Origin of the sequence: Rhizobium sp. BK591 (genome assembly GCF_014195045.1) — a bacterium.
Classification (GTDB): domain Bacteria; phylum Pseudomonadota; class Alphaproteobacteria; order Rhizobiales; family Rhizobiaceae; genus Rhizobium; species Rhizobium anhuiense.
Window position 1 is genome coordinate 1,307,274 of sequence record NZ_JACIAZ010000001.1, and the last position, 26,441, is coordinate 1,333,714.

The following is a 26,441-nucleotide window of genomic DNA, read 5'->3' on the forward strand; positions in this document are numbered from 1 at the left end:
TTCATTGCCGTCGTACCCGGCAGAAATACTAGGCATTTCAAGCGTGGCTGATCGATGCCAGCGCGCGGTAGAAGGACGGCGTCAGCCCCGCCTCGGCACGGGCGAGATCATTGAAGGGCGGCTTCAGCGGTCCGCGGAAATTGGCGCGTACCAGTTCCTGGAAGGCTTTTGCCGGGTCGCGCTTCTCCCGCGCGCAGAGGAAGCGGAACCATTTGGCGCCGATGGCGACGTGGCCTTTCTCGTCGTTGTAGATGACGTCGAGCACCGCCGCACTTTCGAGATCGCCGGTTTCGCGCATCTTCGCCTGCAGCGACGGCGTGACGTCGAGGCCGCGGGCTTCAAGAATCAGCGGCACGACGGCGAGCCTTGCCGTCAGATCGTTGCGCGTCGAATGGGCAGCCTGCCAGAGCCCGTCATGGGCGGGGAGATCGCCGTAATCGGCGCCGAGATCGTTGAGTCTGGCGCGCACCATGCGAAAATGCTTCGCCTCCTCGAAAGCGACTTGCATCCAGCCGTCGAAGAAGGAATTCGGCACCTGCTCTGTCGCGAATCGCGCGACGATATCGAGCGCCAGATCGACGGCGTTGAGTTCGATATGGGCGATGGCATGCAGCAGGGCGATCCGCCCTTTGAGCGTATGCAGCGAGCGCTTCTTCACCTGGGTCGGCGGCGTCAGCTCCGGCCTGTCGGGACGGCCGGGCCTGTCCGGCAGGGCGGCATCGAGCGGCGAGCGCAGCGACACCCGGCGGGCGAACCAGCGGGTGGCGCTTTCCTGCGCAAGAGCCGTCTTGCGGTCGAGATCGGCGGAAGAGATCGCATCGATGGCGCCACCGCGCAGCGAGGTTATGGCCAGATGCCCCGTCACGCGGCGAGATTCCGCACGGCCTCGAGCACGGTTTCGGCATGCCCCTGCACCCTTACCTTCTGCCAGATGGTGGCGATGATGCCGTCCTTGCGGATGAGAAAGGTGGTGCGTTCGACGCCCATGAAATTGCGGCCATACATGCTCTTTTCTTTCCAGACGCCATAGGCCTGCAGCGTCGTCTTTTCCTCGTCCGAGGCGAGCGCAACCGAAAGACGGTGCTTCTTGACGAACTTGTCATGGCAGGCGGCCGAATCGGGAGACATGCCGATGACGGCGGCGCCCGCCGCATCAAACTCGGCTGCTAAGGCCGTGAAAGCCAATGATTCGGCGGTGCAGCCGGTCGTATCGTCCTTGGGATAGAAGAACAGCACGAGCGGCCTGCCGTGGAATTCGGCCAGCGAGACGCGGCCGCCGCCGTCGCGGGGAAGGTTGAAATCGGGGGCCGTGGCGCCGATGCCGGGAACCGCCATTGGGAAAACCTTTCTTTTGCCGGGTTTGTGGATGACACTTTCTCTCCCCGAATTATATAGTGGATGGAAACCCGTCCAGCATGGCCGGGTTCAATTCTTCACTAAAGGGAGAGCCCGAGGGCGCATGTCAGCCATCCGCGGCGAAAAGGTCACGTTTCGCAAGAAGGATATCGTTGCGCTGGACCGCCTGCCGTCCGCCCAGGCCGAGGATCCGATCATCGTCCATTGCCCGCCGCCGCGTTCGCCGATGCGCCGCACGGCGAAGCTGACCTGCGGATTTGTGGGACTGATCCTTGTTATTCTGGCCGGCATCGTTTTCACCGTCGAGAGCGGCATGTTCGACAAACCGCTGTCGCAGCAGGCGCAGGCGGCGCTGAACGGCGTGGCCGGACCGCGCTACCGCGCCGAGGTCGGCTCCACCGTCATCCGCTTCACCTCGGGCTTACGTCTGGCGCTGGAAGCGCGCAACGTCAACATGATCGACCAGGGGAGTGGCCAGCATCTGTCGACGACGGGTTCGGTGCGTCTGGGGCTGGATCCGCTGCAGCTCTTCCGCGGCCGCATCGCCGTCACGGACATCGAGGCTGACGATATCGCGCTCGATACCGCGCTTCTGCCTTCCGGCAATCCCGTCAAGCTCGACGATCTGCGCATCGACGCCATGCCGGCGGCGATGGAGAGGATCTTCTCGCAGTTCGACATGTTCGACAGTATTGCCACACGCGGCTCGACGAATTCGGTGCGCATTTCCGGCATCGACATCAAGCTTGCCGATACCGCTAACGGTCCGCTGTCGCTCGTCGTCGACAATCTCGTCTTTGCCCATGCCGGCCCGTCCTCGCTGCAATTGACCGGCGAGGTGGCGCTCAACGGCGAGGTGGCGGAACTCGACGTGCTGGCCGAGAAGGAAGACGGTCACGTTTCGAAGGTGGTGGCGACGCTGAAGCATGCCGACCTCACGCCGTTCGCGCTGAAACGCAACGATCAGGGTGTGATACGGCAGGGGCTTAGCGCCTTTGTCGACATGACGGTGTCGGCCACCAGGGCGCGCGATGGCGCGCAGCCGGCGCTTGCGGCAACGGTCGATATCGATCCCGGCCTGATCTATGCGGACGGTGATCCGCAGGAGCTGTCGGGCGGGCAAATCAACCTCGTTTATGATTTCGCCAAGCAGACGATCGAGATTGCCCGGTCCAACGCCCGGTTCGGCGCGACCACGCTGCCGATCAACGGCGCGCTGATCGATCTCGACAAGCTCGACCCGCAGGCCGGCAAGGGCTTCGGCATCGACCTGCTGGTCAGCGGCGGCACGGCGGCCCCCGGCGGTTCCGGCGAGCCGCCTGTTGCCTTCGATATCCAGGCGACCGGGCGCTACATGGTCGCCGGCCGGGAATTCCGGTTTCCCAACATGACCGTTTCCAGCCCGCTCGGCGCGCTCTACGGATCGCTTGATATCAAGCTCGGCGACAAATCGCCGGAGATCAGCTTCGCCGGCCAGTCGTCGCAGCTGCAGACGACGGCGATCAAGCAGCTCTGGCCGTTCTGGATGGCGCCCAAGGTGCGCAACTGGGTGCACGGCAATCTCTTCGGCGGCACCGTCACCGACGCTTCCATTTCCGTTTTCATTCCCTTCGGCCGGCTGGACGAGGCAGCCGGCGGCAAGGGATTGAAGCTCGACGCCAACCAGATCCGCATCGGTTTCGACATCGCGGGGGCTCGGATGAACGTCGCCGGCGACATTCCGCCCATCCGCGACACGTCGGCACATTTCGACCTGACCGGCCCCGTTGCGACGATCGCGATCAAAAGCGGCACGTCCTATTTCCCCTCCGGCCGGTCCGTCGGTCTCGGGCAGGGGACATTCGTCATACCATCCGCCTATGACAAGCCGCTGATGGCCGATATCGATCTCGCGGTGTCCGGCGCGGCGGACGCGGTCGGCGAGCTTCTAACCTACAGGCCGATCCGGGTGCTGCAGCGCGCCGGCTTTACGCCCGACGATTTCAAGGGCCGGATCGAGGCGAATGTGAAGGCGCATTTCGGCCTGCTCTCCTCGCAGAACCCGCCGCCGGCCGAATGGGCGGCGGCCATGAAGCTCAGCGATATTGATCTCGCCAAGCCATTTTCCGGCCGTACCATCACCAATCTCGACGGCACGCTGAACGGCAATCCGAAACAGATCACGCTCGATGCCAAGGCCCAGATCGACGGCGTTCCGGCCGATATCGATCTTACCGAACCGGTTGAGGCATCCGACAGTGCGTTGCGGCAGCGGGTGATCACCGCGACGCTTTCCGAGGACCAGCGCAACAAGCTGATACCCGGCCTTTCGGGCATCATCGGCGGCAGCGTGAAGATGGTGCTGACGCGGATCGACAACGACCGGCAGGACGTCCAGCTCGACCTCACCAAATCGCTGCTCGAATTGCCTTGGATCGGCTGGTCGAAGGGCAGCGGCATTGCCGCCACAGCCGAATTTGAAACCTCCGGCCCGGCCGACAACACTCAGATCAAGAACTTCCGGCTGAAAGGCGACGGTTTCGGCGCCAACGGATCGCTCAATATCGGCAAGGGTGGGCTGACCTCGGCCGATTTCGACAGTGTCAAGCTTTCCTCGCTCGACGATTTCGCTCTCTCGGTGAAGCGCAGCAAAGGCAATTTCGACGTCTCGGTCTCCGGCGACAGCGCCGATGCGCGGCCTGTTATCGCGCGGTTGAAATCGGGCTCGGACGGCGATGGCGACGGGGATGGCGGCGACACCAGCGTATCGGTGCGCGCCCGGCTGAAAAACGTCATCGGCTTCAACGACGAGAAGGTCGGCAATTTCCAGGCGCAGATATCACTGCGCGGCGACAAGCTGCAGACGCTCAACTTTTCCGCCGTCACGGACAGCGGCGAGGCCGTGGTCAGCCAGATGAAGGACGGCGGCGTCATCAACATCACCAGCGGCGATGCCGGCGCGGTATCGCGTTTCGCCGATCTCTACCAGCACATGCAGGGAGGGTTGCTCAATCTGGCGATCCGGCTGGGGGCAGAGGGCGGCTGGGACGGCTCGCTCGATGTGCGCCGCTTCTCGATCGTCAACGAACAACGCTTGCGCTCGATCGTCTCGACGCCTGTCGGAAGTGAACAGCGCAGCCTCAACGAGGCGGTCAAGCGCGACATCGATACCTCGTCGCAGCGCTTCCAGCGTGGCTTTGCCCGCGTCGTTTCACGCAATGGCATGGTCGGAATCGAGAACGGCGTGCTGCGCGGCGACCAGATCGGCGCGACCTTCCAGGGCGTCGTGCGCGACCGCAAGGGCAATATGGACATGACCGGCACCTTCATGCCGGCCTACGGCCTCAACCGCCTCTTTGCCGAGCTGCCGCTGATCGGCGTCATCCTCGGAAATGGCAGCGACCGCGGCCTGATCGGCATCACCTTCAAACTGACGGGCAAGTTCGACCAACCGAACCTGCAGATCAATCCGCTGTCGATTATCGCGCCTGGCGTCTTCCGGCAGATCTTCGAGTTCCAGTGAGGCTGTGAAGGCCGGACGGCAGAGGTCGTGGCGAGAACGCCTAAATTCCTTTCCGCCTGAGTAGGATCAGCAAAACGCGCAAGCATCGACCCGATCAGAATCGATCCGAAGCCCGGTGTCGAAACGAGCGAACGACGCTTGGCCTGCTATTTTAGGGAAATTTGATGTAAGCTGCGTCTCCGGCCTTGGCAACGGCCGTTGCGATGTCGGAGGATGCCATGCAGTGCGCTCGGACAGTCTCTTTCGTATCGGTCGCGGTGATCGCCGCTGCGGTCGGCGGCCATGCTGCATATCCCGCCGAAAAGAGCGAGCGACTGAAGCCGCCGGAGCTCATCCGGTCGGCCCATGTGCTGACGGTTCCTCTCGACGCGATGATGACGCCGCCTGTCTTCTCGATCAGCTGGTGGTCGCGCGTCAAACCTGCTTCAGACGTCAATCCGCCAAGCTATGTGTTTCGAGAGGCTGAACGGACGGATGCGCCATCCCGGCCGGGAGTCGAGTGACCGTATGCGGTAGTGCCGCGAAACTCTCGGTACGCGCGGCTGTATCGTCAACTTCGCAAATGCCTCGACACCGCCGTCAGCGAAATCGAAAAAGCCGGCGCGGAGGCCGGCTTTCATATCTGTTCGGAATTGAGGCCGCTTACGCCGCGCGGCGGATCAGGATGTGCTTCTTCTTGCCGAGCGAGAGCTTGATGACGCCGTCGGTGGTGATTTCGCCGCTGTCGATCAGACGGCGTTCGTCGCTGACCGCCTCGTCGTTGATGCGGACAGCGCCGCCCTGGACGTGGCGGCGGGCTTCGCCGTTCGAGCCGGCGAGGCCGGCGCGGACCATCAGCGACAGCAGGCCGATGCCGCTATCGAGTTCGCCGGCCGGGATATCGACCGAAGGCAGGTTTTCCGAAAGACCGCCTTCCTCGAAGGTCTTGCGCGCCGTTTCGGCTGCCTGTTCGGCGGCTTCGCGGCCGTGCAGGATCGCCGTGACCTCGGTCGCAAGGATCTTCTTGACCTCGTTGATCTCCGAACCGCCGAGTGCCGAGAGGCGGGCGATTTCATCCATCGGCAGCGTCGTGTAGAGCTTCAGGAAGCGCGAGACGTCGGCGTCCTCGGTGTTGCGCCAGTACTGCCAGAAATCATAGGCCGAGAGCATGTCGGCGTTCAGCCAGACAGCGCCCGTCGCCGACTTGCCCATCTTGGCGCCCGACGATGTCGTCAGCAGCGGCGAGGTCAGCGCATAGAGCTGCGGTGTCCCCATACGGTGACCGAGGTCGATGCCGTTGACGATATTGCCCCATTGGTCGGAACCACCCATTTGCAGGCGGCAATCGTAGCGCTTGGCGAGCTCGACGAAGTCGTAGGCCTGGAGGATCATGTAGTTGAATTCCAGGAAGGACAGGGACTGTTCGCGGTCGAGACGCGTCTTCACGCTGTCGAAGGACAGCATGCGGTTGACCGAGAAGTGCTTGCCGACATCACGCAGGAATTCGAGGTAGTTCAGCGAGCGCAGCCATTCGGCATTGTTGATCATCAGCGCGTCCTTCGGACCGTCGCCGTAGTTCAGGTAATTGGAGAAGACGCGCTTGATCGAGGCGATGTTGCCTTCGATCGTGTCCACGGTCATGAGCTGGCGCGCCTCTTCCTTGAAGGAGGGATCGCCGACCATGCCTGTGCCGCCGCCCATCAGCGAGATGGCGCGATGACCGGTCTTCTGCATCCAGTGCAGCATCATGATCTGGATCAGCGAGCCGGCGTGCAGGCTGGGCGCCGTCGGATCGAAGCCGATATAAGCCGTCACGGTTTCCTTGGCGAACATGTCGTCGAGGCCGCGCTCATCAGAGATCTGATGAATGAAGCCGCGCTCTTTCAGCGTGCGGAGGAAATCGGACTTGAACTCGGACATGGCCTTCGTCTCTTGATATCTGCGCTCGCCCATGCGGGTCTCGCGCAAGTTCGTTGTTGTTGATCTGTCGCGGCGCGTTTAGCACTGTTTTTATCAAAGTGCATCCGGGAATCGCATGGGAGGCAAGCCTCATGGATGTCATCAGGACTGCGATCGGTCTGATGAGCGGCACGTCGATGGACGGAATCGATGTCGCGCTGCTCAGGACCGACGGCCGCGGCTTCATCGAGCACGGGCCGTTCATGGGCGTGCCCTATGACGCCGATTTTCGCGGCCGGCTGAAACGGGCGCTGGAACTGGCGCGTCCGCTCAGCGACAGGAGCGAACGGCCCGCTGAGCTTCGCGACATCGAGCTGGAACTGACCTTACGGCATGCAATTGCCGTTACGGCATTCCTGGAGCGTTTCGGGCTTTCTGCCGATGCCGTCGATGTTCTCGGCTTTCATGGCCAGACAGTACTGCATCGCCCTGACGAAGGATTGACGATCCAGATCGGTGACGGTCCGGAACTGGTGCGCCGAACCGGCATTCCGGTGGTGTACGACATGCGCGCCAACGACATGGTTCATGGCGGGCAGGGCGCGCCGCTGGTGCCTGCCTATCACGCCGCACTTGCGGGAAAATTCCAGCAGGCTGGACAGGCGGTGTGCTTCGTCAATATCGGCGGCATCTCCAATTTGACCTTTATCGGCACGGATGGCCGGATATCGGCCTTCGACAGTGGGCCGGGCAATACGCTGATCGACCAGTGGGTGGAGATGCAGACCGGCAGAACCTATGATCCCGGCGGCGAAATCGGTGGGCGCGGCAAGGTCGTGGCCGCTCTCGCGGAACGTTATCTGCAAAGCCCGTTCTTCCGCGGCAATCTTCGCCGTTCGCTCGACCGCGGCGATTTCGCGCCGCTTCGGCCCGAGGAAGCGAGCCTTGAAGACGGCGCCCGCACGCTCGCCCATGTCGCCGCCGCCTCGATCATCAAATCTGCCGGCTTTCTGCCCGAGAGCCCATCGATCTATATCGTCTGCGGCGGCGGGCGGCTGAACGCCACCGTGATGGCGGAGTTTTCCGCCATGGCCGGAAGGCTGGGCGCGAGGGTGTTGAGCGCCGAGGAGGCAGGCTTCGACGGCGATGCGATGGAAGCCGAGGCCTGGGCCTATCTCGCCGTCCGCTCGCTGGACGGGCTGCCGTTGACGTTTCCCGGCACGACGGGCGTCGGCGCCCCCGTCAGCGGCGGGGTGCTGGCGACGCCATGAGAGAGCAGAGCGTCATATTGAGCACGCCGCGGCTCAGCTTCGTCATGTGGGACGAAGGCGATGCGCCCCTCGTGCAGCAACTGCATTCGACGATGGCGACGACCCGATATCTGTCCGGCAACGGGCCATGGAGTCTCGAAAAGGCTGAGGAGCGGCTGCGGGGCTGGTTCGAGGAGCAGGCGCGCCACGGCACGACGAAATACAAGATCCTCGACGAGGACGGCCGGTTTATCGGTCGCGCGGGGATTTCGAAGTTCAGGAACGAGCAATTCGAACTTGGCTATTCCCTGCGCGAGGAGGTGTGGGGCAAGGGCCTGGCGACCGAGGCGGCAGGTGCGGTGGTCGACTGGTTCTTCGAAAGGCAGCTTGCGCAGCGCCTCATCGCCTTCACGCATCCCGATAACATCGCCTCGCAGCGTGTGCTGAGGAAAATCGGCATGCGTGAACGCGTGCCGATCCTGATCGATGGAGTGCTTGACCCAGCTTTTGAACTCACCGCCGATATGCGGCCGGCAAAGTCCTAATTTAACTCTTTACGGCAACCGGCGGCCGGACGTGGGATTCGCGCCCAGCCTGATTGCCATCCTCGACGCCCCTGACCTGGGCGATGAACGAGAACTTCTTGCGAAGGCCAAGGATCGGCTTCTCGATGAAATGCCAGGACAGCACCGCCACGGCGAGGGCCGAGGGCAGGCCGACGAGATAGAGCGCCAGCGCACCATATTTCGGATAGAGAAATACGGACGGAAACGAGCTGATCCAGATCTGCAAAAACGGGTCATGATAGAGATAGACGCCGTAGGAATAGTCGCCCTTCCTGAAAAAGGCCGGAATGGGTACCTCCGACAGGCCGATAAAGACGGTGATATAAACGAGAGAGGTGATGACCAGGGGCCGGTTCATCACCGACTCCGTCGCTTGGCTGTCCAGGGTGAGAATGGCGACGAGGCAAACCAGGCCGGCGGCGGCGAACAGCCAGCGGGAATGCGGAATGACCGCTTTGAACTGAAAGACGACGATGCCCATCATGAAGGCCGTTATCAGCTGGGAGCCTCGGCTCATGAACAGGAAGCGAGCGATCGGCTTGACCGAGCCTGGCAGCAGATAGGGCATCTTCTGCACGACAAGGCCGATGACGATATAGGCGATCGTCACCGCAAGCAGCTTGTAGCGCGTCTTGACGATGGCAGTGATCATCAGGAACGACATGATGATGTAGCAGAAGATCTCCCAGGGAACCGTCCAGAGCGCGCCGTTGACACGTTGGCTCGGATTGTCCTGGAAAACGCCCGGCAGCTCGTAATGGATCCAACCGACGATATTCAGAAAGTATTTGAAAAACCGCGGATCGGTAAAATATTCGGCGTGATAGACGATCGTGACGAGCGGGCCGATGATCAGCGAACAAACGACGATATCGACGGCAAGCGCCGGGACGATACGCAAGCTTCGGTTGATCAGGAAATTTCTGAGGCTCAGGCGTTGGGCGCTGCCGGCGATCAGAAATCCGCTCAGCGCGAAGAACATCGGAACAAGAGCGTATTCCGTGAACCAGAATACCGACCCCCTGATGAAGTCATTGTTCCTGGTTAACAAAAAGGAATGGGTCAATACGATGGAAAAGGCGAGCCCTATTCGAAGAAAATCGAACCCCGGACCGATTCCCCTATACTTATCCAGGACTTCCCCGAACGACTTGGTCATTGCGGACCTCGCTTTTGTTAGGATCGCGAGGACCCTACCGCACTGCAACATACATTGCAACACGATAGGTGATCTGTTCTGACACGTTCGGTCCGGTGAGGTTCCGGACCGTCACGGCATCGATGGGGCCGAGATTTTGTGGTGTCAGCGAATCCGCTTGGCGGCCGGTTCCGGCACCAGTTCGCCGTTGAGGCGGCGGTCGAGATAGTCTTCGCATTCGCCCATCAGGGTTTCCACCTGGCCGTTGAAGAAGTGGTTGGCGTTGGCAACGGTGCGGTGGGTGATGAGGATGCCCTTCTGGGTCTTCAGCTTCTCCACAAGGCCATTGACATCCTTTTCCGGCGCTACCTTGTCGGCCTCGCCATTGATGATCAGGCCGGAAGAGGGGCAGGGCGCCAGGAAGGAGAAGTCGTAGGTGTTCGGCTGCGGCGCGATCGACATGAAGCCTTCGATCTCCGGCCGGCGCATCAGCAGCTGCATGCCGATCCAGGAGCCGAAGGAATAACCGGCGACCCAACAGGTCTTGGAATCGGGATGCAGGCTCTGCACCCAGTCGAGCGCCGAGGCGGCATCCGAAAGTTCGCCGGCGCCGTGGTCGAATTCGCCCTGGCTGCGGCCGATGCCCCGGAAATTGAAGCGCAGCGTCGTGAACCCGCGCTTCTGGAACATGTAGAAGAGCTGATAGACGATCTGATTGTTCATCGTGCCGCCGAACTGCGGATGCGGATGCAGAATCAGGGCGATGGGCGCGCTTTTTTCCTTGGAGGGCTGGTAGCGGCCTTCAAGACGGCCGGCTGGGCCGTTGAAAATTACTTCGGGCATTGGTACTCCGGGTTTTATTTCGCGTTCGCGCTGCGTTGGACGACAACATTGACTTGACTAGTGTTGTCAGCTTTTCTAAAACGCAGTTTAGAACAATTCGAAACTTGCATGGCGATCCACGCATCGTGGAATGTGTCATAAGGCAAGCCCGGCGGAAATTTCAAGAAAAATGAACCGCGGCCGCTGAAGCAAGCTCGTCAAGCGCAGGACTGAAGATCATGGCGCCGCCACGCCTTTATCTCGACTGGAATGCCACAGCGCCGCTACACCCCGCAGCACGCGAGGCGATCATGCGCGCCATCGACATTTTCGGCAATCCAAATTCCGTTCACGGCGAAGGCCGCGCCGCCCGCGCTGCGATTGAAGGTGCGCGGCGCAAAGTGGCGGCACTTGCCGGCACCGATGCCGGAAATGTGGTTTTTACCAGCGGCGCGACCGAGGCCGCCAACCTGGTGTTGACGCCGGATTTCCGCATGGGCCGCACGCCGCTCCGGCTCGGCCAGCTTTATTTTTCGGCGATCGAGCATCCGGCAGTGCGCGAGGGTGGCCGCTTCGCCAGAGAGACGATGACGGAGATCCCGGTGACGGAAGCCGGCATCGTCGATCTCGATGCGCTCGGCACCCTGCTCGATGCTCATGACAAGGCTGCCGGCCTGCCGATGGTCGCCATCATGCTCGTCAACAACGAGACGGGCATCGTCCAGCCTGTGGAGGCAGCGGCAAAGATCGTGCATGCCCATGGTGGGCTCCTGGTCGTCGACGCCGTTCAGGCCGCCGGTCGCCTCGCGCTCGATATCAATCGGATCGGCGCCGATTTCATGATCGTCTCCTCGCATAAGATCGGCGGACCGAAGGGTGCCGGCGCGCTCATTGCGCGCGGCGAGGCGTTGATGCCGCGGCCGCTGATCCAGGGTGGCGGCCAGGAGCGGGGTCACCGCTCGGGGACACAGAATTCACTGGCGCTGATCGGCTTCGGCGCGGCGGCGGAAGCCGCGGCCGAGGAGCTCGATGCGCGCAATGCGGCGATCGGCGCGTTGCGCGAGCGGCTGGAAGCCGGCATGCGTCGGGCGGCAGCCGATGTAATGATCCACGGCGAGGGCGGCGAACGTGTCGCCAACACGATCTTCTTCACCCTGCCGGGGCTGAAGGCCGAGACCGGGCAGATCGCCTTCGATCTCGAAGGCGTTGCCCTTTCCGCAGGCTCGGCCTGCTCATCCGGTCGGCTTGGCGAAAGCCATGTGCTGACGGCGATGGGACGTGACGCCAAGCTCGGGGCATTGCGCATCTCGCTCGGCTTTTCGACAACGGAAGACGATGTCGACAGGGTGATTGCGGCTTTCGCGAAGATTGCCTGCCGGCGAAGGTCGGCGGGTGAGGCGGCATAAGCCGCATCATAAACTTGCGGAAACGCAAATTTCCGCTTGCCAATCGGGCTGAAAAGTCCCTTTTGGCCTCTTACATCAGGGTAAGGCATTTGCCCGACATCAGGGCAGGACAATTGCCCGAACGCTACAAGCTGCCGGACCTTGTATCCGGCGAGATTGGAGAATGAAATGGCTGCGGTGCAGGAAACAATCGACCAGGTCCGCCTGATCGATGTGGACCAGTACAAATACGGTTTCGAGACCGTCATCGAGATGGACAAAGCGCCGAAAGGCCTGTCCGAGGACATCATTCGCTTCATTTCGGCCAAGAAGCAGGAGCCGGAGTGGATGCTGGAATGGCGCCTCGAAGCCTATCGGCGCTGGCTGACGCTGGAAGAGCCGACCTGGGCGCGCGTCAATTATCCGAAGATCGATTTCAACGACATCTATTACTACGCCGCGCCGAAGAGCACGCCGGGTCCGAAGTCGCTCGACGAGGTCGATCCGGAGCTGTTGAAGGTCTACGAGAAGCTCGGCATCCCGCTGCGCGAGCAGGAGATCCTTGCCGGTGTCGAGAAGCCGAAGATCGCCGTCGACGCCGTTTTCGACAGCGTTTCGGTCGTCACCACCTTCAAGGCGGAGCTGAAGAAGGCCGGCGTGATCTTCATGTCGATCTCGGAAGCCATCCGCGAGCATCCGGAACTGGTGCAGAAATACCTCGGCTCCGTGGTGCCGACGAGCGATAACTATTATGCGACGCTGAATTCGGCTGTTTTCACCGACGGCTCCTTCGTGTTCATTCCGAAGGGCGTTCGCTGCCCGATGGAGCTTTCCACCTATTTCCGCATCAACGAGAAGGGCACCGGCCAGTTCGAGCGCACCCTGATCATCGCGGAAGAAGGCGCCTACGTCTCCTATCTGGAAGGCTGCACGGCGCCGCAGCGCGACGAAAATCAGTTGCATGCTGCCGTGGTCGAGCTGGTTGCGCTCGACGATGCCGAGATCAAGTATTCCACCGTCCAGAACTGGTATCCCGGTGACAAGGAAGGCAAGGGCGGCATCTACAACTTCGTCACCAAGCGCGGCGATTGCCGTGGCGACCGCTCGAAGATTTCCTGGACGCAGGTCGAAACCGGCTCGGCGATCACCTGGAAATATCCGTCCTGCATCCTGCGCGGCGACGACAGCCGCGGCGAGTTCTACTCGATCGCCGTGTCCAACGGCCATCAGCAGATCGACAGCGGCACCAAGATGATCCATCTCGGCAAGAACACGTCGAGCCGCATCGTCTCCAAGGGCATCGCCGCCGGCGTGTCCAACAACACCTATCGCGGCCAGGTCTCGGCTCACCGCAAGGCGTCGAACGCACGCAACTTCACCCAGTGCGATTCGCTGCTGATCGGCGACAAGTGCGGCGCTCATACCGTGCCCTACATCGAGGCGAAGAATTCGACGGCGCAGTTCGAACATGAAGCCACGACCTCGAAGATCTCCGAGGACCAACTGTTCTACTGCCTGCAGCGCGGTATCCCGACAGAAGCGGCGATCGCACTGATCGTCAACGGCTTCGTCAAGGAAGTCCTGCAGGAACTGCCGATGGAATTCGCCGTCGAGGCGCAGAAGCTGATCAGCATCTCGCTCGAGGGCTCGGTGGGCTAAACAGGTCTCCGTCATCCTCGGGCTTGTCCCGAGGATCTGCGCACCTATGCGGAAGGTCGCGCCGGAACATTAGGACGATTACAATTTAAAGCTTAGATCCTCGGGACAAGCCCTAGGATGACGATTGAGGCCGATGAGAACGGTCAATTGGGCGGCACTTGAACCCGCTTTATGGACAGGAAAAACGAAATGCTTGAAATCAGAAACCTCCATGCCCGTATCGCCGAAGACGGCACCGAGATCATCCGTGGCCTGAACCTGACGGTGAAGGCCGGCGAAGTTGCCGCGATCATGGGGCCGAACGGCTCCGGCAAGTCGACACTCTCCTATGTTCTGTCCGGCCGCAGCGACTACGAAGTGACTGAGGGCGACATTCTCTATAATGGCGAGAGCATCCTCGAGCTCGATCCCGCCGAGCGCGCCGCCAAGGGCATCTTCCTTGCCTTTCAGTATCCGGTCGAAATCCCCGGTGTCGCCACCATGCAGTTCCTGAAGGTGGCGATGAACGAGCAGCGCAAGGCGCGCGGCGAGGACGAGCTGACGACGCCGGATTTCATGCGCCGCGTCAAGGATGCCGCCGGCAAGCTGCAGATCAATACCGAGATGCTGAAGCGGCCGCTGAATGTCGGCTTTTCCGGCGGCGAGAAGAAGCGCGCCGAGATCCTGCAGATGGCGCTGCTCGAACCGAAGCTCTGCGTGCTCGACGAAACCGATTCCGGCCTCGATATCGACGCGCTGAAGATTGTCGCCGACGGCGTCAACGCGCTGCGTTCGCCGGATCGCGCCGTCGTGGTGATCACCCATTACCAGCGCCTGCTCGACTATATCGTGCCCGATACCGTCCACGTGCTCTATAAGGGCCAGGTGATCAAGTCGGGCGACAAGACGCTGGCGCATGAGCTGGAAGCCAATGGCTATGCCGACATCATCGGCACGGCGGCCTGAGTTCGGGTGGAAAGGACGACGTCCATGAACATGCAGACGACGAGCCGCCTGACAGCGGCCGAAGCGGCACTGATCGAGGCCTTCAACCAGCAGATCGGTGAGCTGCCCGGCAATGGCGCGGTGACGGCGCTGCGCGACCGGCTTCTCGACGACCTGAAGAAGGCCGGCCTGCCGACGCGCCGCATCGAGGCCTGGCATTATACCGACCTCAAGAATCTTCTGCGCACCGTTCCGCCACAGGCGGGTGATGCGGGCTCCGAAGCTTTGGAGCCGCTCGTTGTCGATGCCACGGTGCTGGCGGTGATCCAGGGCCATTCCAACCAGAAGGCTGCCGCCGACGGTCTTGGCATTTCGACCTATTCCGGCCATCTGCTCGATGGCTCCGCCGCAAACGGGCTCGATGCGCTCGGCAACGACGACGCCGTCGGCCGCATCAATGGCAGCTTCGTGCGCGACGGCTATGTCGTCGACGTGCCTGCCGGCACCGAGCTTGAAGCTCCGCTCGAAATCCAGTTCATCCATGCCGGCGGGCAAGCGCATACGCGCCTTCCCGTGGCCTTCGGCGCCGGCGTCAAGGCGACCGTCATCGAGCGTCACCTTGCGGCGACAAATGATGCGGCGCTGGTCTCCCATGTCAGCGACATTACGGTCGGCGAGGGAACGGAGCTGACCTGGATCATCCTGCAGCAGCAGGGAGCCGACGATACGCATCTTGGGCAGATCCGCATCGATCTCGGCGCTGACGCCAAGCTTCGGCTGTTCGTCATCAATGCCGGCGGCAAGCTGGTGCGCCAGGAGCTGCATATCAAGGTGACGGGCGAGGGCGCCGATCTGACGCTGCGCGGCATCAACCTGCTGGGCGCTGACAGCCATACAGACGTGACGATGGTGCTCGGCCACGACGTGCCGAACACCGGTTCGACCGAGGTGATCCGCAACGTCGTCTTCGACCGCGCCAAGGGCGTGTTCCAGGGCATGATCCGGGTGGCGCCCGATGCGCAGAAGACCGATGCCAAGATGGCCTGCAACACGCTGCTGATGTCCGACGATGCCGAATTCTCGGTCAAGCCCGAGCTTGAGATCTTTGCCGACGACGTGCAGTGCGGCCATGGCGCGACGGTGACCGATATCGACGCCAATCATCTCTATTACCTGATGGCGCGTGGTATTCCGGAGAAGATGGCGCGGGCGATGCTGGTCAACGCCTTCGTCGCCGAAATCGTCGAGGAACTGGAAGACGAGGCCCTGGTCGAGGCGCTGGAAAGCGTGATTTCGACCTGGCTCGAAAAGCACGCCTGATCGGATATATCGATGGACAAGATAGTGCCGGCCACTGAGTACGACGTCGAAGCCATCCGCCGGGATTTTCCGATCCTGGCGGAGAAGGTGCACGGCAAGCCGCTGGTCTATCTCGATAACGGCGCGTCGGCACAGAAGCCGCAGGTGGTGATCGACGCCATCTCGCATGCCTATTCGCATGAATATGCCAATGTGCATCGCGGCCTACACTATCTCTCGAATGCCGCGACGGACGCCTATGAGGCCGCGCGCGAAAAAGTCCGCCGCTTCCTCAATGCGCCTTCGGTTGATGACATCGTCTTCACCAAGAATTCGACGGAAGCGATCAACACCGTCGCCTATGGCTGGGGCATGCCCAAGATTGGCGAAGGCGACGAGATTGTCCTCACGATCATGGAGCACCATTCCAACATCGTGCCCTGGCACTTCATTCGCGAGCGGCAGGGCGCCAAACTCGTCTGGGTGCCCGTCGACGACGAGGGCGCCTTCCATATCGAGGATTTCGAAAAGAGCCTGACGGAGCGCACCAAGCTCGTCGCCATCACCCACATGTCGAATGCGCTCGGCACGATCGTTCCCGTCAAGGAAGTCTGCCGGATCGCGCATGAGCGCGGCATCCCGGTGCTGATCGATGGCAGCCAGGGCGCCGTGCATCTGCCGGTCGACGTGCAGGATATCGATTGCGACTGGTACGTCATGACCGGCCACAAGCTCTACGGCCCATCCGGCATCGGCGTGCTTTACGGCAAGAAGGAACGGCTGCAGGAGATGCGTCCGTTCCAGGGTGGCGGCGAGATGATCTTCGAAGTCGCCGAGGACGTCGTTACCTATAACGATCCGCCGCATCGCTTCGAGGCCGGCACACCGCCGATCGTGCAGGCGATCGGGCTCGGTTACGCGCTCGACTATATGGAGAAGGTCGGCCGCGAGGCGATCGCCCGGCACGAGGCCGATCTTGCGGCCTATGCTGTCGAGCGGCTGAAATCGGTCAATTCCCTGCGGGTCTTCGGGACGGCGCCGGATAAGGGGAGTATCTTTTCTTTCGAGCTTGCCGGAATCCATGCCCATGACGTCTCGATGGTGATCGACCGGCAGGGTGTTGCGGTCAGGGCCGGCACGCATTGCGCCATGCCGCTCTTGAAACGCTTCGGCGTCACATCCACATGCCGTGCATCCTTCGGCATGTATAATACCCGCGCCGAGGTCGATACCCTGGCCGATGCGCTGGAATATGCGCGCAAGTTCTTTGCTTGAGGAGTGTCCGTGATGAGCCTGGACGAAAGCGAACAGAAGATCGACGTGCGCGAAGGCATCGTGCATTCCAGCATTCCGGCCGATGAACTGGCGCGGCTGAGTGACGACGTCATCAGCGCCCTGAAGACCGTCTACGATCCCGAAATTCCGGCCGACATCTTCGAACTCGGTCTGATCTACAAGATCGATATCGAAGACGACCGGATGGTGAAGATCATGATGACGCTGACAGCGCCCGGCTGCCCGGTGGCCGGCGAGATGCCAGGCTGGGTCGAGAACGCCGTCGGCGCCGTCGAGGGCGTATCGGGCGTCGAGGTCGAAATGACCTTCGATCCGCCGTGGACGCCGGACCGCATGTCCGAAGAGGCGCAGGTCGCCGTCGGCTGGTACTGATACGGTGCCGTGGTATTGATCCGTTTACCTCGGACGACTACATTCGAGTCACGATGCGCCGGATCTTGACCCCGGTTGCGGAAGGAGAATGAGCCGATGGGCTTTGCAATCATGAGCATGACGGACGGGGCTGCGGCCCGTGTCAAGTCGATCGTCGAGAACTCGGGACCGGACGCTAAAGGCATTCGCGTCGGCATCAAGAAGGGCGGCTGTGCCGGGATGGAATATACCATCGACCTGGTGACCGAGCCCAATGCCAAGGACGACCTGATCGAGCGCGATGGTGCAAAAGTCTGGGTCGAGCCGTCGGCGGCTCTTTATTTGCTCGGCACCGAAATGGGCTTCGAAACGACGACGCTGCGCTCGGGCTTCACCTTCACCAATCCGAACCAGACGTCGGCCTGTGGCTGCGGCGAATCCGTCGAGCTGAAGCCTGCCGATCTCGCGGCCCTTGCCGCCCAGCGCCAGGCCGAGCCGGCGCATTCCTGATGGCCTTCAGGCCGACGGAAAATTCTCCGCCAGCAACTCCATGAAATCGGGCGTGCTCAGTCGCGCTTGATGCTCATCAGCATTTCCCACATATCGGCGCCGGTCTCGAAGACCACGGCGTTTGCCTTGTAGCTCTGCTCGGCTTCAACAAGGCCGGTCAATTCGGTGGCGGGATCGACATCCGACGCCGTCGGGCTGACGACGGCCTGGACACCGCCTGCTTCAACGGAGGTGAGGCTGGTGTTCAGCCTGGCATAGTCCGGCGTGCTGCTGTTTGCGATGTTGTTGGCAATCGCGCCGACCCGCGTCGTCTGCGCCCGCATTCCCGAAAGAGCAGTGCTCGTCATGCCCGATATGCTCATCAGCCGTTTCCCCAGAACTGGATGAAATTCTTGTACACGCGAGGATTTAGAGAATGCTGAAGGCGTTGCGTTAGCAAAGACCTACAGCTGAGTGCGTCTTGCCATTCATCTGTTCCGGATTGGCACGGAACGATGTTGGAAAGGCGCGGAAATCATGGACAGCTTGGCTATCGCGACGCCACCCAGTCGTGCCAGTCGCTTTCATTGCCGTTGAAGACGTTCAGGTCGATCTTGCCGTCGACGCCATCCGAAAGGCCGGAGCCGGAATACTGCCAGAAGAGCCACTTGCGGCCCGGATAGACCTTGGAGGGGTGAGCGGCCACCGAGCGCAGCCAGAAGGGATAGTCGAGCATTTGGCCCTTCAGGTTATCCCGGTAGAAGTCCGGCGCGGTGTAGATGATTGGACGCTGGCCGTAATGGCGCTCCAGCTTGTCCATGAAGACCTGCATCTTTTCCCGGACACGTTCAGGCGAGATGCGCCTCTTGCAGCTCGATTCGCCGTTCCATTCGACGTCGATCACAGGCGGAAGAGCGTTGGCTTCCTTCGGTACGTTGCGGATGAACCAGTCGGCCTGCTCGCCGGCTGTCCGGCACCAATAGAAGAAGTGATAGGCGCCGTGTTTCAGCCCGGCTTCCTTGGCCCGGCGCCAGTTCTTCTTGAACATCGGATCGAGGTGATCGCCACCGTCTGTCGCCTTGATGTAGACGAAGTTCGCGCCTTGCCTGCGCAGCGTCTCCCAATCGATCTCGCCCTGCCAGCGCGACACGTCGACGCCGTGCACGGCAAGCTTTCTCGGCGAGGTGGAACCGAAGTTGATCGGTTTGGCATCACGGAACCGGTGGCCGTAAATTTGGCCGCGTGAGGGCGGCCTCGCGCCGAGATCGGGCATCGCATTGCCCGCGGGATTGCTCGGCATCAGCATGGCGACCGGTTTTTCCGTCGGCATCGGCATGCCGACCGGCCTGTCTGCGGGGACGAGCGCCTGCGGCTCCGGAACCTGCCCCGTCCAGCTCAATGCCTCCTGCGGCGGGCTTGCCTGCGGAGCAGGATCGCCCACGGCTGCAGCCGGTATCGGGCCGCTCGGCTGGGTAATGGCATTGGTCGTTTCGCGCGACGGTACAGGGGTGAGCACATCTTCGGCGCCAGAACTTGCGGAGCATCCCGAGAGAATCAGGGCGGCGAGGAGGATTGCTGGCACAGCCGATGGACGCATAAGAACCTGCACGCAAAACAAGGGATCGACGATGATCCATGTTGATGGAAGCCGCCTTTATGAATTGCTAACAGAGACTTGCTAAGAAAGGTTAAATTTGATCCTTGTGCATCAGAAGCATCCAGCCGCTCCCAACCTATGGGAGGGGCCTTTAGCCACTGCGACTTGGCTCCCTCTCAGCGACTGGCTCTCATCCCCGCAATCAGAATATCGATGAGTTGTCTTGCCGCCTCCCGCCAGGCGGGGCCGCAGCTGATGCTTGCGCCGCCCGCCAGCGCGCGCAGGATATCGAGCGGGTCCATCGCCAGGCGGATTTCGCCGGTGGCGACTGCGCGATCCACCAGCAGATTGACGGCGCCTATGATCAAGTCGGCCGAATCGGCATAGAGCTCGGAGGTGCCGCCGACCAAAGAATCCAGCACCTCCGACATGCCGTGTTTCGTTACGACATAATCGACGAACTGCACCAGCCACAGACGAAGCGCTTCGACAGGCGGATGTGTCTCGGCAAGGCTTTTGGCGGCGGCGGCAAGCTGCGTCGTCTCGTTGCGGTAGATGGCGGCAACCAATGCATCGCGCGTCGGGAAATGGCGATAAAGTGTGCCGATGCCGACGCCGGCGATGCGGGCAATTTCTTCCAGGCTGGCGCTGGAACCCTTGTCGGCAAAGACGGTCTTTGCCGTTTCCATCAGCAGAAGGCGGTTGCGTTCGGCATCCGCACGCGGCTTTCGGACGGTGGGTCCGTCACTTTTTTCAGCCATTTCCAAGAAGTCCCCTTGATAAACGGAGGCGCCCTCCATATTTATCTGGAGGCATCCTCCTTTTATTTCATTTGAGGCCGGCGGACAATGGTCCTCCAGCCCGGAGCGGTGCGCCATGATCAAGGAGATAATCATGAGTGGACTTTTTGGCGCGACATCGACCACCGATGAGGTGCTCGCCGGCGTCGATCTCAAGGGCAAGCGTGTTCTGGTGACGGGTGTTTCGGCCGGTCTCGGCGTGGAAACCGCACGTGTCCTGGCAGCCCATGGAGCGCAGGTGGTGGGTACGGCCCGTGACCTTGCAAAGGCAAGGGCGGCAACGGAAGTCGTGCGCGCCGGTGAAGCCAATGGCGGCAGTCTTGACATCGTCGAGCTCGATCTTGCTTCTCTGGCAAGCGTGCGGGCCTGCGCCGATGCGCTCATCGCGGATGGCCGCCCCTTCGACGTCGTCATTGCCAATGCCGGCGTGATGGCTGCTCCCTTCGGCCGCACCGCCGATGGTTTCGAAACGCAGTTCGGCACCAATCATCTCGGTCATTTTGTGCTGGTCAATCGCATCGCATCGCTCGTCAAATCGGGCGGCCGTGTGGTGATCGTCGCGTCCTCGGCCCATCGCATGGCTCCTTTCAGCCTCGACGACCTCAATTTCGAGAGCAAGACCTATGAGCCCTGGGCGGCCTATGCCCAGTCGAAAACCGCAAATATCCTGTTCGCGGTGGAGCTCGACCGGCGCCTCGAGAAGCGTGGTATCCGTGCGACGGCACTGCATCCCGGCGGCATTCAGACCGAGCTCGACCGTCATGTCGGCGCCGGCGCGATCGAAGGCATGATGGCTGAGATCAACGCAGCACTTGCCGCCGAGGGCAAACCGCCCTTCCAGCGGAAGACGATCCCGCAAGGTGCCGCGACCTCAGTCTGGGCAGGTTTCGTCGCTCCGGCAGACGCGGTCGGCGGCAGATATTGCGAAAATTGCCACGTCTCCGAAGTAACGGATGCGGAAATCAGCCCGATTTCCGAAGGCGTGCGCAGCTACGCGCTCGATCCCGCGACGGCCAAGGCATTGTGGGCCAAGAGCGAGGACATGGTCGGCGAGCGCTTCTAAGCGGCAAACCGCACATTTTGGTACTGACGGAGAGCAGGGGAACCGGGAACGGGTGCCCCTGCCGAGGTATTGAAGCTGGATCGGCTGCAAACCGGTCCGCTTCTCTTACGTTGAACCTACGCGGGGCGTCGTGTCTCCGCCGTTCAGGTCTTGATATCGAGGCCAGCTTCGACCGCGGCGGCGATGAATGCTTTGCGTGCGTCCTCGCCGGTGCGCTTGCCCTTGATGACGTCGGCGCAGATCAGCAGCGCCTGGTCGAGTGCGGCACCGTCCTCGGTCGGCCAATCCTCGATCATCGCCCAGGAGGCGGCCTGGGTGGTATCGATGCTCGTGTATTTGCCGGACTCTTCGAGGGCGACGAGCACAGGTTTCGACCATGGCGCCTGCATTCTTGCTTCGCTTTGATCCTGGGGCATGGAATGACCTTCCTTCGCACATTTCTATCAGAATGAGGAAAGCCCCTCCCATGATGGAAGGGGCTTGGATTGCTCGGCTTTCGCTACGGCGTCAGGTGTGAGCGTTATTCGGCTGCCTCTGCGTAGCTTTCCACCGGCGGGCAGGTGCAGATCAGGTTGCGGTCGCCATAGACGTTGTCGACGCGGTTGACTGGGGACCAATATTTGTCGACGCGGAAGGCGCCGGGCGGGAAGCAGGCCTGTTCCCGGCTGTAGGGACGGTCCCATTCGCCGACGAGGTCTTCGACCGTGTGCGGGGCGTTCTTCAGCGGGTTGTTGGTCTTGTCCATGCGGCCATCCTCGATGGCGCGGGCTTCCTCGCGGATCGCCAGCATCGCCTCGCAGAAACGGTCGAGCTCGGCCTTGGTCTCGCTTTCCGTCGGCTCGATCATCAGCGTGCCGGCGACCGGCCAGCTCATGGTCGGCGCGTGGAAGCCGCAGTCGATCAGGCGCTTGGCGACATCGTCGACGGTGACGCCTGAGCTATCGACCAGCGGGCGTGTGTCGATGATGCATTCATGCGCGACCCGGCCGGTCTTCGACTTGTAGAGCACGTCATAGGCGCCCTTCAGCCGGGTGGCGATATAGTTGGCGTTGAGGATCGCCACCTTGGTCGCCTGGGTCAGGCCTTCGCCGCCCATCATCAGGCAATAGCTCCAGGAGATCGGCAGGATCGAGGCGGAGCCGAAGGCGGCGGCCGAGACCGCGCCCGAGCGGCCGTCGGTTTCGGGATGGCCGGGCAGGTAGGGGGCCAGATGCGCCTTGACTCCGATCGGGCCCATGCCGGGTCCGCCGCCGCCATGCGGAATGCAGAAGGTCTTGTGCAGGTTCAGGTGGCTGACGTCGGAGCCGATGTCACCGGGGCGGGACAGGCCGACCATGGCGTTCATGTTGGCGCCGTCGAGATAGACCTGGCCGCCATGCTCATGCACCAGATCGCAGATTTCCCTGACGGTTTCCTCGAAGACGCCGTGCGTCGAGGGATAGGTGATCATGCAGCAGGAGAGATTTGCCGCATGCTGCTCAGCCTTGGCGCGGAAATCGTCGAGATCGATATCGCCATTCTCGCGCACCTTGACGACGACCACCTTCATGCCGACCATCTGGGCCGAGGCCGGGTTGGTGCCATGCGCCGAGGTCGGGATCAGGCAGACGTCACGATGGCCGTCGCCATTGGCGATATGATAGTTGCGGATCGTCAGCAGGCCGGCATATTCGCCCTGCGCGCCGGAATTCGGCTGCATCGAGAAGGCGTCGTAGCCGGTGACGGCGCAGAGCTTTTCGATCAGGTCGTCGATCATCTCGCGGTAACCGAGCGCCTGGTCGGCCGGCACAAAAGGATGGATATCGGAAAATTCCGGCCAGGTGATCGGCAGCATTTCCGCCGTCGCATTGAGCTTCATCGTGCAGGAGCCGAGCGGGATCATCGAGCGGTCGAGCGCCAGATCCCGGTCGGAGAGCCGGCGGATGTAACGCGTCATCTCGCTTTCGGCGCGGTTCATGTGGAAGATCGGATGGGTGAGGTAGTCGCTGGTCCGAAGCAGGCCCTTCGGCAAGCGGTAGGAAGGCTCGAAATCGGCGATAGTGAAATTGCCGCCGAAGGCGCGCCACACGGCTTCGAGCGTGGCAGGGCGGGTGCGCTCGTCGAGGCTCATGCCGATCCGGGTTTCGCCGACCTTGCGCAGATTGACGCCTTCGGCAACGGCGGCGCGCAGGATGAGGCCCTGCATATGGCCGACGTCGACGGTGATCGTGTCGAAGAAGGTGTCGGGTTCCACCTTATAGCCGAGCTTTTCCAGGCCCTTGGCCATCAGCACGGCTTTCTGGTGCACCTGCTGGGCGATCGCCTTGATGCCCTTCGGGCCGTGGAAGACGGCATACATCGAGGCCATGACGGCGAGCAGCACCTGGGCGGTGCAGATATTCGACGTCGCCTTCTCGCGGCGGATATGCTGCTCGCGGGTCTGCAGCGACAGGCGATAGGCACGATTGCCGCGGGCATCGACGGAGACGCCGACGAGACGGCCGGGCATGGAGCGCTTGATGGCATCCTTGACCGACATATAGGCTGCATGCGGGCCGCCGTAGCCGACCGGGACGCCGAAGCGCTGCGAGGAACCGATGGCGATATCGGCGCCCATTTCGCCGGGCGACTTCAGCAGCGTCAGCGCCAGGATATCGGCGGCGACGATAGCGATGGCGCCGGTCTGGTGCAGGCGGGCGATCAGGCCGGTAAAATCATGCACGTGACCATGCGTGCCGGGATACTGGAAGATCGCCCCGAAGACATCGACGGGGTCGAGATCGGTGAAGGGATTGCCGACGATGACGCTCCAGCCGAGCGGCTCGGCGCGGGTGCGGATGAGGGCGATGGTCTGCGGATGGCAGTCTGCATCGACGAAGAAGGCTTTTGCCTTCGACTTGGCGACGCGCTCGGCGATCGCCATGCCTTCGGCGGCGGCGGTCGCCTCGTCGAGCAGCGAGGCGTTGGCGACGTCGAGGCCGGTCAAGTCGCAGATCATCGTCTGGTAGTTGAGCAGCGCTTCCAGGCGGCCCTGGCTGATCTCCGGCTGGTAAGGCGTATAGGCCGTATACCAGGCCGGGTTTTCCAGGATGTTGCGCTGGATGACGGGCGGCGTGATCGTGCCGTAGTAACCCTGGCCGATCAGCGAGACCAGCACCTTGTTCTTGTTGGCGGTCTCGCGCAGCTTGTCGAGCGCCTCACGCTCGGTCATCGGCGCGCCCCAGACGAGCGGCGCCTTCTGGCGGATCGAGGGCGGCAGCGTCGCGTCGATCAGGCCGTCGAGGCTGTCATAGCCGATCACCTTCAGCATGTCGGTCATCTCAGCCGGCGAGGGGCCGATATGGCGGCGATTGGCGAAATCGTAGGGCTGGTAGTCGGTAAACTGGAATTCCGTCGGCGTCGTCATTACGCAGTGAGCTCCTTGTAGGCCGCCTCATCGAGCAGGCCATCGGCGTCAGCAGGATTTGCAAGCTTCAGCTTGAAGAACCAGCCGGCGCCCTGAGGATCGGAATTGACCAATGACGGATCGGCAACGATGGCCGGATTGACCTCGGTGATCTCGCCATCAAGCGGACAATAGACGTCGGAAGCAGCCTTGACGGATTCAACGGTCGCGGCATTGCCGTTCTTGGAGAAGGTCGCGCCGACTTCCGGCAGTTCGACGAAAACCAGGTCGCCGAGCTGATCGACGGCATAGTTGGTGATGCCGACCGTCGCAACGCCGCCTTCGATCTTCAGCCATTCGTGTTCTTCGGTAAATTTCAGCATTGTTCGTCCTCTCTGGAAAAGGTTTAGCGTTTGTAGGTCGGTGTGACGAAGGGCAGGGCGCTGACGGTGATCGGCAGATATTTGCCGCGCACCTCGGCGTAAACGAGTGTGCCCGCCGCAGCATGAGAGATCGGCACGTAGCCCATGGCGACGGGGCCTTCGACGCTGGGGCCGAAGCCGCCCGAGGTGACTTCGCCGATTTCGACCTTGCCCTCGGCATCGGCGTAGAGCTTGGCATGGCCGCGTACCGGGGCCTTGCCTTCCGGCTTCAGGCCGACGCGGCGGCGCGCGGCGCCGTTTTCGAGTTCGGAAAGGATGCGGCCGGAGCCGGGGAAGCCGCCGGCGCGTGCACCACCGCCGCGCCTTGCCTTCTGCATGGCCCATTCAAGTGCTGCCTCGACCGGTGAGGTGGTCGTGTCGATATCATTGCCGTAGAGGCAGAGGCCGGCTTCCAGGCGCAGCGAATCGCGGGCGCCGAGCCCGATTGCCTGGACGTCGGGATGTTCGAGCAACCGCATGGTGACATCCTCGGCCTTGTCGACGGGGATCGAAATCTCGAAGCCGTCCTCGCCGCTATAGCCGGAGCGCGAGACCAGACAGGAAACGTCGTGCAGGCGGCAGTGGCGCACATCCATGAATTTCATCGCCGCGACGTCGGCCCAGAGCTCTGCGAGAACCTCGACGGCACGCGGTCCTTGCAGCGCGATCAGAGCACGATTGAGAAGGGTGATATCGCATTGGTCGCCGATATGGGTCTGCAGATGGGCGAGGTCGGCTTCCTTGCACGACGCGTTGACGACGACGAAAAGATGATCGTCGAGATGGGTGATCATCAGGTCGTCGAGAATGCAGCCGGTGTCGTCGGTGAAGAAGCCATAGCGCTGACGGCCTTCGGCAAGGCCCAGTATGTCAACCGGCACCAGGCTTTCGAGCGCCAGCGCGGCATCTTCGTAGCTGCCCGATTTCGCCTTCACGATCACCTGGCCCATATGGGAGACGTCGAAGAGGCCGGCTTCGGTGCGGGTATGAAGATGTTCCTTCATGACACCTGCAGGATATTGCACCGGCATGTCATAACCCGCGAACGGCACCATGCGGGCGCCGAGCGACAGATGCAGGGCATGCAGCGGGGTTTTCTTCAGGGCAGCAGTATCGTCCAAAAGACGCCTCCGGGGTTTGCGCCTTCTCAGGAAGGCGCGGGCTCAAATCTGAAGGCGCGGTTGCGCACTTCTCTCCTGAGCCCCCTCTGTCCTGAGTGCCTGAGATTGTTATCCCTTCGGCGAGCGTTTCGAGAACGCTTCTCTCCAGAGTTCCGTCTG

The 26,441-nt window shown here is 61.9% G+C and carries 24 protein-coding genes and 1 riboswitch; of the genes, 12 read left to right on the top strand and 12 right to left on the bottom strand.

All coding sequences use genetic code 11. The features are described from left to right. Positions 1-37: 37 nt before the first annotated feature. Both FHX10_RS06310 and FHX10_RS06315 read right to left on the bottom strand, forming a co-directional pair. A complete protein-coding gene (locus tag FHX10_RS06310; RefSeq protein WP_028758362.1) occupies positions 38-865 on the bottom strand; it encodes a ferritin-like domain-containing protein in 828 nt (275 codons plus the stop codon). Then, on the bottom strand, positions 862-1,335 hold the full coding sequence (locus FHX10_RS06315) for a peroxiredoxin (protein ID WP_132571885.1): 474 nt from the start codon (positions 1,333-1,335) through the stop codon (positions 862-864). Before FHX10_RS06315 ends, FHX10_RS06310 begins: the two co-directional genes overlap by 4 nt. A 124-nt stretch (positions 1,336-1,459) precedes the next feature. Here FHX10_RS06315 and FHX10_RS06320 point away from each other — a divergent pair, with 124 nt between their 5' ends. Beyond that, complete coding sequence (locus FHX10_RS06320; protein ID WP_132571882.1) at positions 1,460-4,858, top strand: DUF3971 domain-containing protein; 3,399 nt, start codon at positions 1,460-1,462, stop codon at positions 4,856-4,858. A 218-nt stretch (positions 4,859-5,076) separates the two neighbouring features. Continuing rightward, positions 5,077-5,361, top strand: coding sequence for a hypothetical protein (locus FHX10_RS06325; RefSeq protein ID WP_028758365.1), 285 nt, complete (start codon positions 5,077-5,079; stop codon positions 5,359-5,361). 139 nt (positions 5,362-5,500) lie between these two features. Here FHX10_RS06325 and tyrS read toward each other — a convergent pair whose 3' ends face one another. Beyond that, positions 5,501-6,757: a tyrosine--tRNA ligase gene (gene tyrS / locus FHX10_RS06330; protein ID WP_047611578.1), complete on the bottom strand. Its 1,257-nt coding sequence runs from the start codon at positions 6,755-6,757 to the stop codon at positions 5,501-5,503. A 131-nt stretch (positions 6,758-6,888) separates the two neighbouring features. Between tyrS and FHX10_RS06335 the strand changes: the two genes are divergently transcribed. Then, entirely contained in the window at positions 6,889-8,007 is a 1,119-nt protein-coding gene (locus tag FHX10_RS06335) for an anhydro-N-acetylmuramic acid kinase (protein ID WP_097622386.1), read from the top strand. Next, positions 8,004-8,531, top strand: a complete 528-nt coding sequence (locus FHX10_RS06340) for a GNAT family N-acetyltransferase (RefSeq protein WP_097622387.1) — start codon at positions 8,004-8,006, stop codon at positions 8,529-8,531. Before FHX10_RS06335 ends, FHX10_RS06340 begins: the two co-directional genes overlap by 4 nt. A gap of 1 nt (position 8,532) precedes the next feature. Here FHX10_RS06340 and FHX10_RS06345 read toward each other — a convergent pair whose 3' ends face one another. Continuing rightward, positions 8,533-9,711, bottom strand: a complete 1,179-nt coding sequence (locus FHX10_RS06345) for an acyltransferase family protein (protein WP_063475239.1) — start codon at positions 9,709-9,711, stop codon at positions 8,533-8,535. A 144-nt stretch (positions 9,712-9,855) separates the two neighbouring features. After that, a complete protein-coding gene (locus FHX10_RS06350; protein WP_003559715.1) occupies positions 9,856-10,533 on the bottom strand; it encodes an alpha/beta hydrolase in 678 nt (225 codons plus the stop codon). Positions 10,534-10,751: 218 nt separating this feature from the next. Between FHX10_RS06350 and FHX10_RS06355 the strand changes: the two genes are divergently transcribed. From FHX10_RS06355 to sufA, 7 genes are all read left to right on the top strand, one after another. Then, the gene (locus FHX10_RS06355; protein WP_063475240.1) at positions 10,752-11,918 is read left to right on the top strand and encodes a cysteine desulfurase family protein; all 1,167 of its coding nucleotides are present in this window, start codon (positions 10,752-10,754) and stop codon (positions 11,916-11,918) included. 168 nt (positions 11,919-12,086) lie between these two features. After that, positions 12,087-13,556, top strand: a complete 1,470-nt coding sequence (gene sufB, locus FHX10_RS06360) for a Fe-S cluster assembly protein SufB (RefSeq protein ID WP_047609963.1) — start codon at positions 12,087-12,089, stop codon at positions 13,554-13,556. A gap of 189 nt (positions 13,557-13,745) precedes the next feature. Then, positions 13,746-14,501 carry a Fe-S cluster assembly ATPase SufC gene (gene sufC / locus FHX10_RS06365; protein WP_018445225.1) on the top strand — a complete coding sequence of 252 codons (756 nt, stop codon included), beginning with the start codon at positions 13,746-13,748 and terminating at the stop codon, positions 14,499-14,501. A 24-nt stretch (positions 14,502-14,525) separates the two neighbouring features. After that, entirely contained in the window at positions 14,526-15,800 is a 1,275-nt protein-coding gene (gene sufD / locus FHX10_RS06370) for a Fe-S cluster assembly protein SufD (RefSeq protein WP_063475242.1), read from the top strand. Between the two features lie 12 nt (positions 15,801-15,812). Further along, positions 15,813-17,054: a cysteine desulfurase gene (locus tag FHX10_RS06375; protein ID WP_047609958.1), complete on the top strand. Its 1,242-nt coding sequence runs from the start codon at positions 15,813-15,815 to the stop codon at positions 17,052-17,054. A 12-nt stretch (positions 17,055-17,066) separates the two neighbouring features. Further along, entirely contained in the window at positions 17,067-17,447 is a 381-nt protein-coding gene (locus FHX10_RS06380; protein WP_016554095.1) for an SUF system Fe-S cluster assembly protein, read from the top strand. A 96-nt stretch (positions 17,448-17,543) separates the two neighbouring features. Further along, entirely contained in the window at positions 17,544-17,936 is a 393-nt protein-coding gene (gene sufA / locus FHX10_RS06385; protein ID WP_028757741.1) for a Fe-S cluster assembly scaffold SufA, read from the top strand. Between the two features lie 56 nt (positions 17,937-17,992). Here the strand turns inward: sufA and FHX10_RS06390 are convergent, their stop codons facing one another. The 3 genes from FHX10_RS06390 to FHX10_RS06400 form a co-directional block, all read right to left on the bottom strand. Then, the gene (locus FHX10_RS06390; protein WP_028757740.1) at positions 17,993-18,298 is read right to left on the bottom strand and encodes a flagellar basal body protein; all 306 of its coding nucleotides are present in this window, start codon (positions 18,296-18,298) and stop codon (positions 17,993-17,995) included. Between the two features lie 167 nt (positions 18,299-18,465). After that, positions 18,466-19,512 (bottom strand): GH25 family lysozyme, encoded by a 1,047-nt coding sequence (locus FHX10_RS06395; protein ID WP_047609950.1) that lies wholly within the window; start codon positions 19,510-19,512, stop codon positions 18,466-18,468. A gap of 176 nt (positions 19,513-19,688) precedes the next feature. After that, entirely contained in the window at positions 19,689-20,312 is a 624-nt protein-coding gene (locus FHX10_RS06400; RefSeq protein WP_047609945.1) for a TetR/AcrR family transcriptional regulator, read from the bottom strand. Between the two features lie 94 nt (positions 20,313-20,406). On the opposite strand from FHX10_RS06400, the gene FHX10_RS06405 reads away from it, so the two are divergent. Further along, positions 20,407-21,375: an SDR family NAD(P)-dependent oxidoreductase gene (locus FHX10_RS06405; RefSeq protein WP_047611574.1), complete on the top strand. Its 969-nt coding sequence runs from the start codon at positions 20,407-20,409 to the stop codon at positions 21,373-21,375. A gap of 143 nt (positions 21,376-21,518) precedes the next feature. On the opposite strand, the gene FHX10_RS06410 is transcribed toward FHX10_RS06405, so the two are convergent. From FHX10_RS06410 to gcvT, 4 genes are all read right to left on the bottom strand, one after another. Next, on the bottom strand, positions 21,519-21,764 hold the full coding sequence (locus FHX10_RS06410; protein ID WP_047609943.1) for a DUF982 domain-containing protein: 246 nt from the start codon (positions 21,762-21,764) through the stop codon (positions 21,519-21,521). Between the two features lie 131 nt (positions 21,765-21,895). Continuing rightward, entirely contained in the window at positions 21,896-24,760 is a 2,865-nt protein-coding gene (gcvP, locus tag FHX10_RS06415) for an aminomethyl-transferring glycine dehydrogenase (protein WP_047613905.1), read from the bottom strand. Next, entirely contained in the window at positions 24,760-25,122 is a 363-nt protein-coding gene (gene gcvH / locus FHX10_RS06420) for a glycine cleavage system protein GcvH (protein ID WP_047609939.1), read from the bottom strand. The genes gcvP and gcvH overlap by 1 nt, the downstream gene beginning before the upstream one ends. 23 nt (positions 25,123-25,145) lie before the next feature. Then, entirely contained in the window at positions 25,146-26,282 is a 1,137-nt protein-coding gene (gene gcvT, locus FHX10_RS06425) for a glycine cleavage system aminomethyltransferase GcvT (RefSeq protein WP_047609937.1), read from the bottom strand. A 76-nt stretch (positions 26,283-26,358) separates the two neighbouring features. Continuing rightward, positions 26,359-26,440, bottom strand: a riboswitch (glycine riboswitch). Position 26,441: the final 1 nt, after the last annotated feature.

Bases quoted from the DNA above. Each gene is read 5' to 3' on its own strand.
- FHX10_RS06315 (WP_132571885.1), bottom strand. From the start codon at position 1,335: ATGGCGGTTCCCGGCATCGGCGCCACGGCCCCCGATTTCAACCTTCCC.
- FHX10_RS06320 (WP_132571882.1), top strand. From the start codon at position 1,460: ATGTCAGCCATCCGCGGCGAAAAGGTCACGTTTCGCAAGAAGGATATC.
- FHX10_RS06325 (WP_028758365.1), top strand. From the start codon at position 5,077: ATGCAGTGCGCTCGGACAGTCTCTTTCGTATCGGTCGCGGTGATCGCC.
- tyrS (WP_047611578.1), bottom strand. From the start codon at position 6,757: ATGTCCGAGTTCAAGTCCGATTTCCTCCGCACGCTGAAAGAGCGCGGC.
- FHX10_RS06335 (WP_097622386.1), top strand. From the start codon at position 6,889: ATGGATGTCATCAGGACTGCGATCGGTCTGATGAGCGGCACGTCGATG.
- FHX10_RS06340 (WP_097622387.1), top strand. From the start codon at position 8,004: ATGAGAGAGCAGAGCGTCATATTGAGCACGCCGCGGCTCAGCTTCGTC.
- FHX10_RS06345 (WP_063475239.1), bottom strand. From the start codon at position 9,711: ATGACCAAGTCGTTCGGGGAAGTCCTGGATAAGTATAGGGGAATCGGT.
- FHX10_RS06350 (WP_003559715.1), bottom strand. From the start codon at position 10,533: ATGCCCGAAGTAATTTTCAACGGCCCAGCCGGCCGTCTTGAAGGCCGC.
- FHX10_RS06355 (WP_063475240.1), top strand. From the start codon at position 10,752: ATGGCGCCGCCACGCCTTTATCTCGACTGGAATGCCACAGCGCCGCTA.
- sufB (WP_047609963.1), top strand. From the start codon at position 12,087: ATGGCTGCGGTGCAGGAAACAATCGACCAGGTCCGCCTGATCGATGTG.
- sufC (WP_018445225.1), top strand. From the start codon at position 13,746: ATGCTTGAAATCAGAAACCTCCATGCCCGTATCGCCGAAGACGGCACC.
- sufD (WP_063475242.1), top strand. From the start codon at position 14,526: ATGAACATGCAGACGACGAGCCGCCTGACAGCGGCCGAAGCGGCACTG.
- FHX10_RS06375 (WP_047609958.1), top strand. From the start codon at position 15,813: ATGGACAAGATAGTGCCGGCCACTGAGTACGACGTCGAAGCCATCCGC.
- FHX10_RS06380 (WP_016554095.1), top strand. From the start codon at position 17,067: ATGAGCCTGGACGAAAGCGAACAGAAGATCGACGTGCGCGAAGGCATC.
- sufA (WP_028757741.1), top strand. From the start codon at position 17,544: ATGGGCTTTGCAATCATGAGCATGACGGACGGGGCTGCGGCCCGTGTC.
- FHX10_RS06390 (WP_028757740.1), bottom strand. From the start codon at position 18,298: ATGAGCATATCGGGCATGACGAGCACTGCTCTTTCGGGAATGCGGGCG.
- FHX10_RS06395 (WP_047609950.1), bottom strand. From the start codon at position 19,512: ATGCGTCCATCGGCTGTGCCAGCAATCCTCCTCGCCGCCCTGATTCTC.
- FHX10_RS06400 (WP_047609945.1), bottom strand. From the start codon at position 20,312: ATGGAGGGCGCCTCCGTTTATCAAGGGGACTTCTTGGAAATGGCTGAA.
- FHX10_RS06405 (WP_047611574.1), top strand. From the start codon at position 20,407: ATGAGTGGACTTTTTGGCGCGACATCGACCACCGATGAGGTGCTCGCC.
- FHX10_RS06410 (WP_047609943.1), bottom strand. From the start codon at position 21,764: ATGCAGGCGCCATGGTCGAAACCTGTGCTCGTCGCCCTCGAAGAGTCC.
- gcvP (WP_047613905.1), bottom strand. From the start codon at position 24,760: ATGACGACGCCGACGGAATTCCAGTTTACCGACTACCAGCCCTACGAT.
- gcvH (WP_047609939.1), bottom strand. From the start codon at position 25,122: ATGCTGAAATTTACCGAAGAACACGAATGGCTGAAGATCGAAGGCGGC.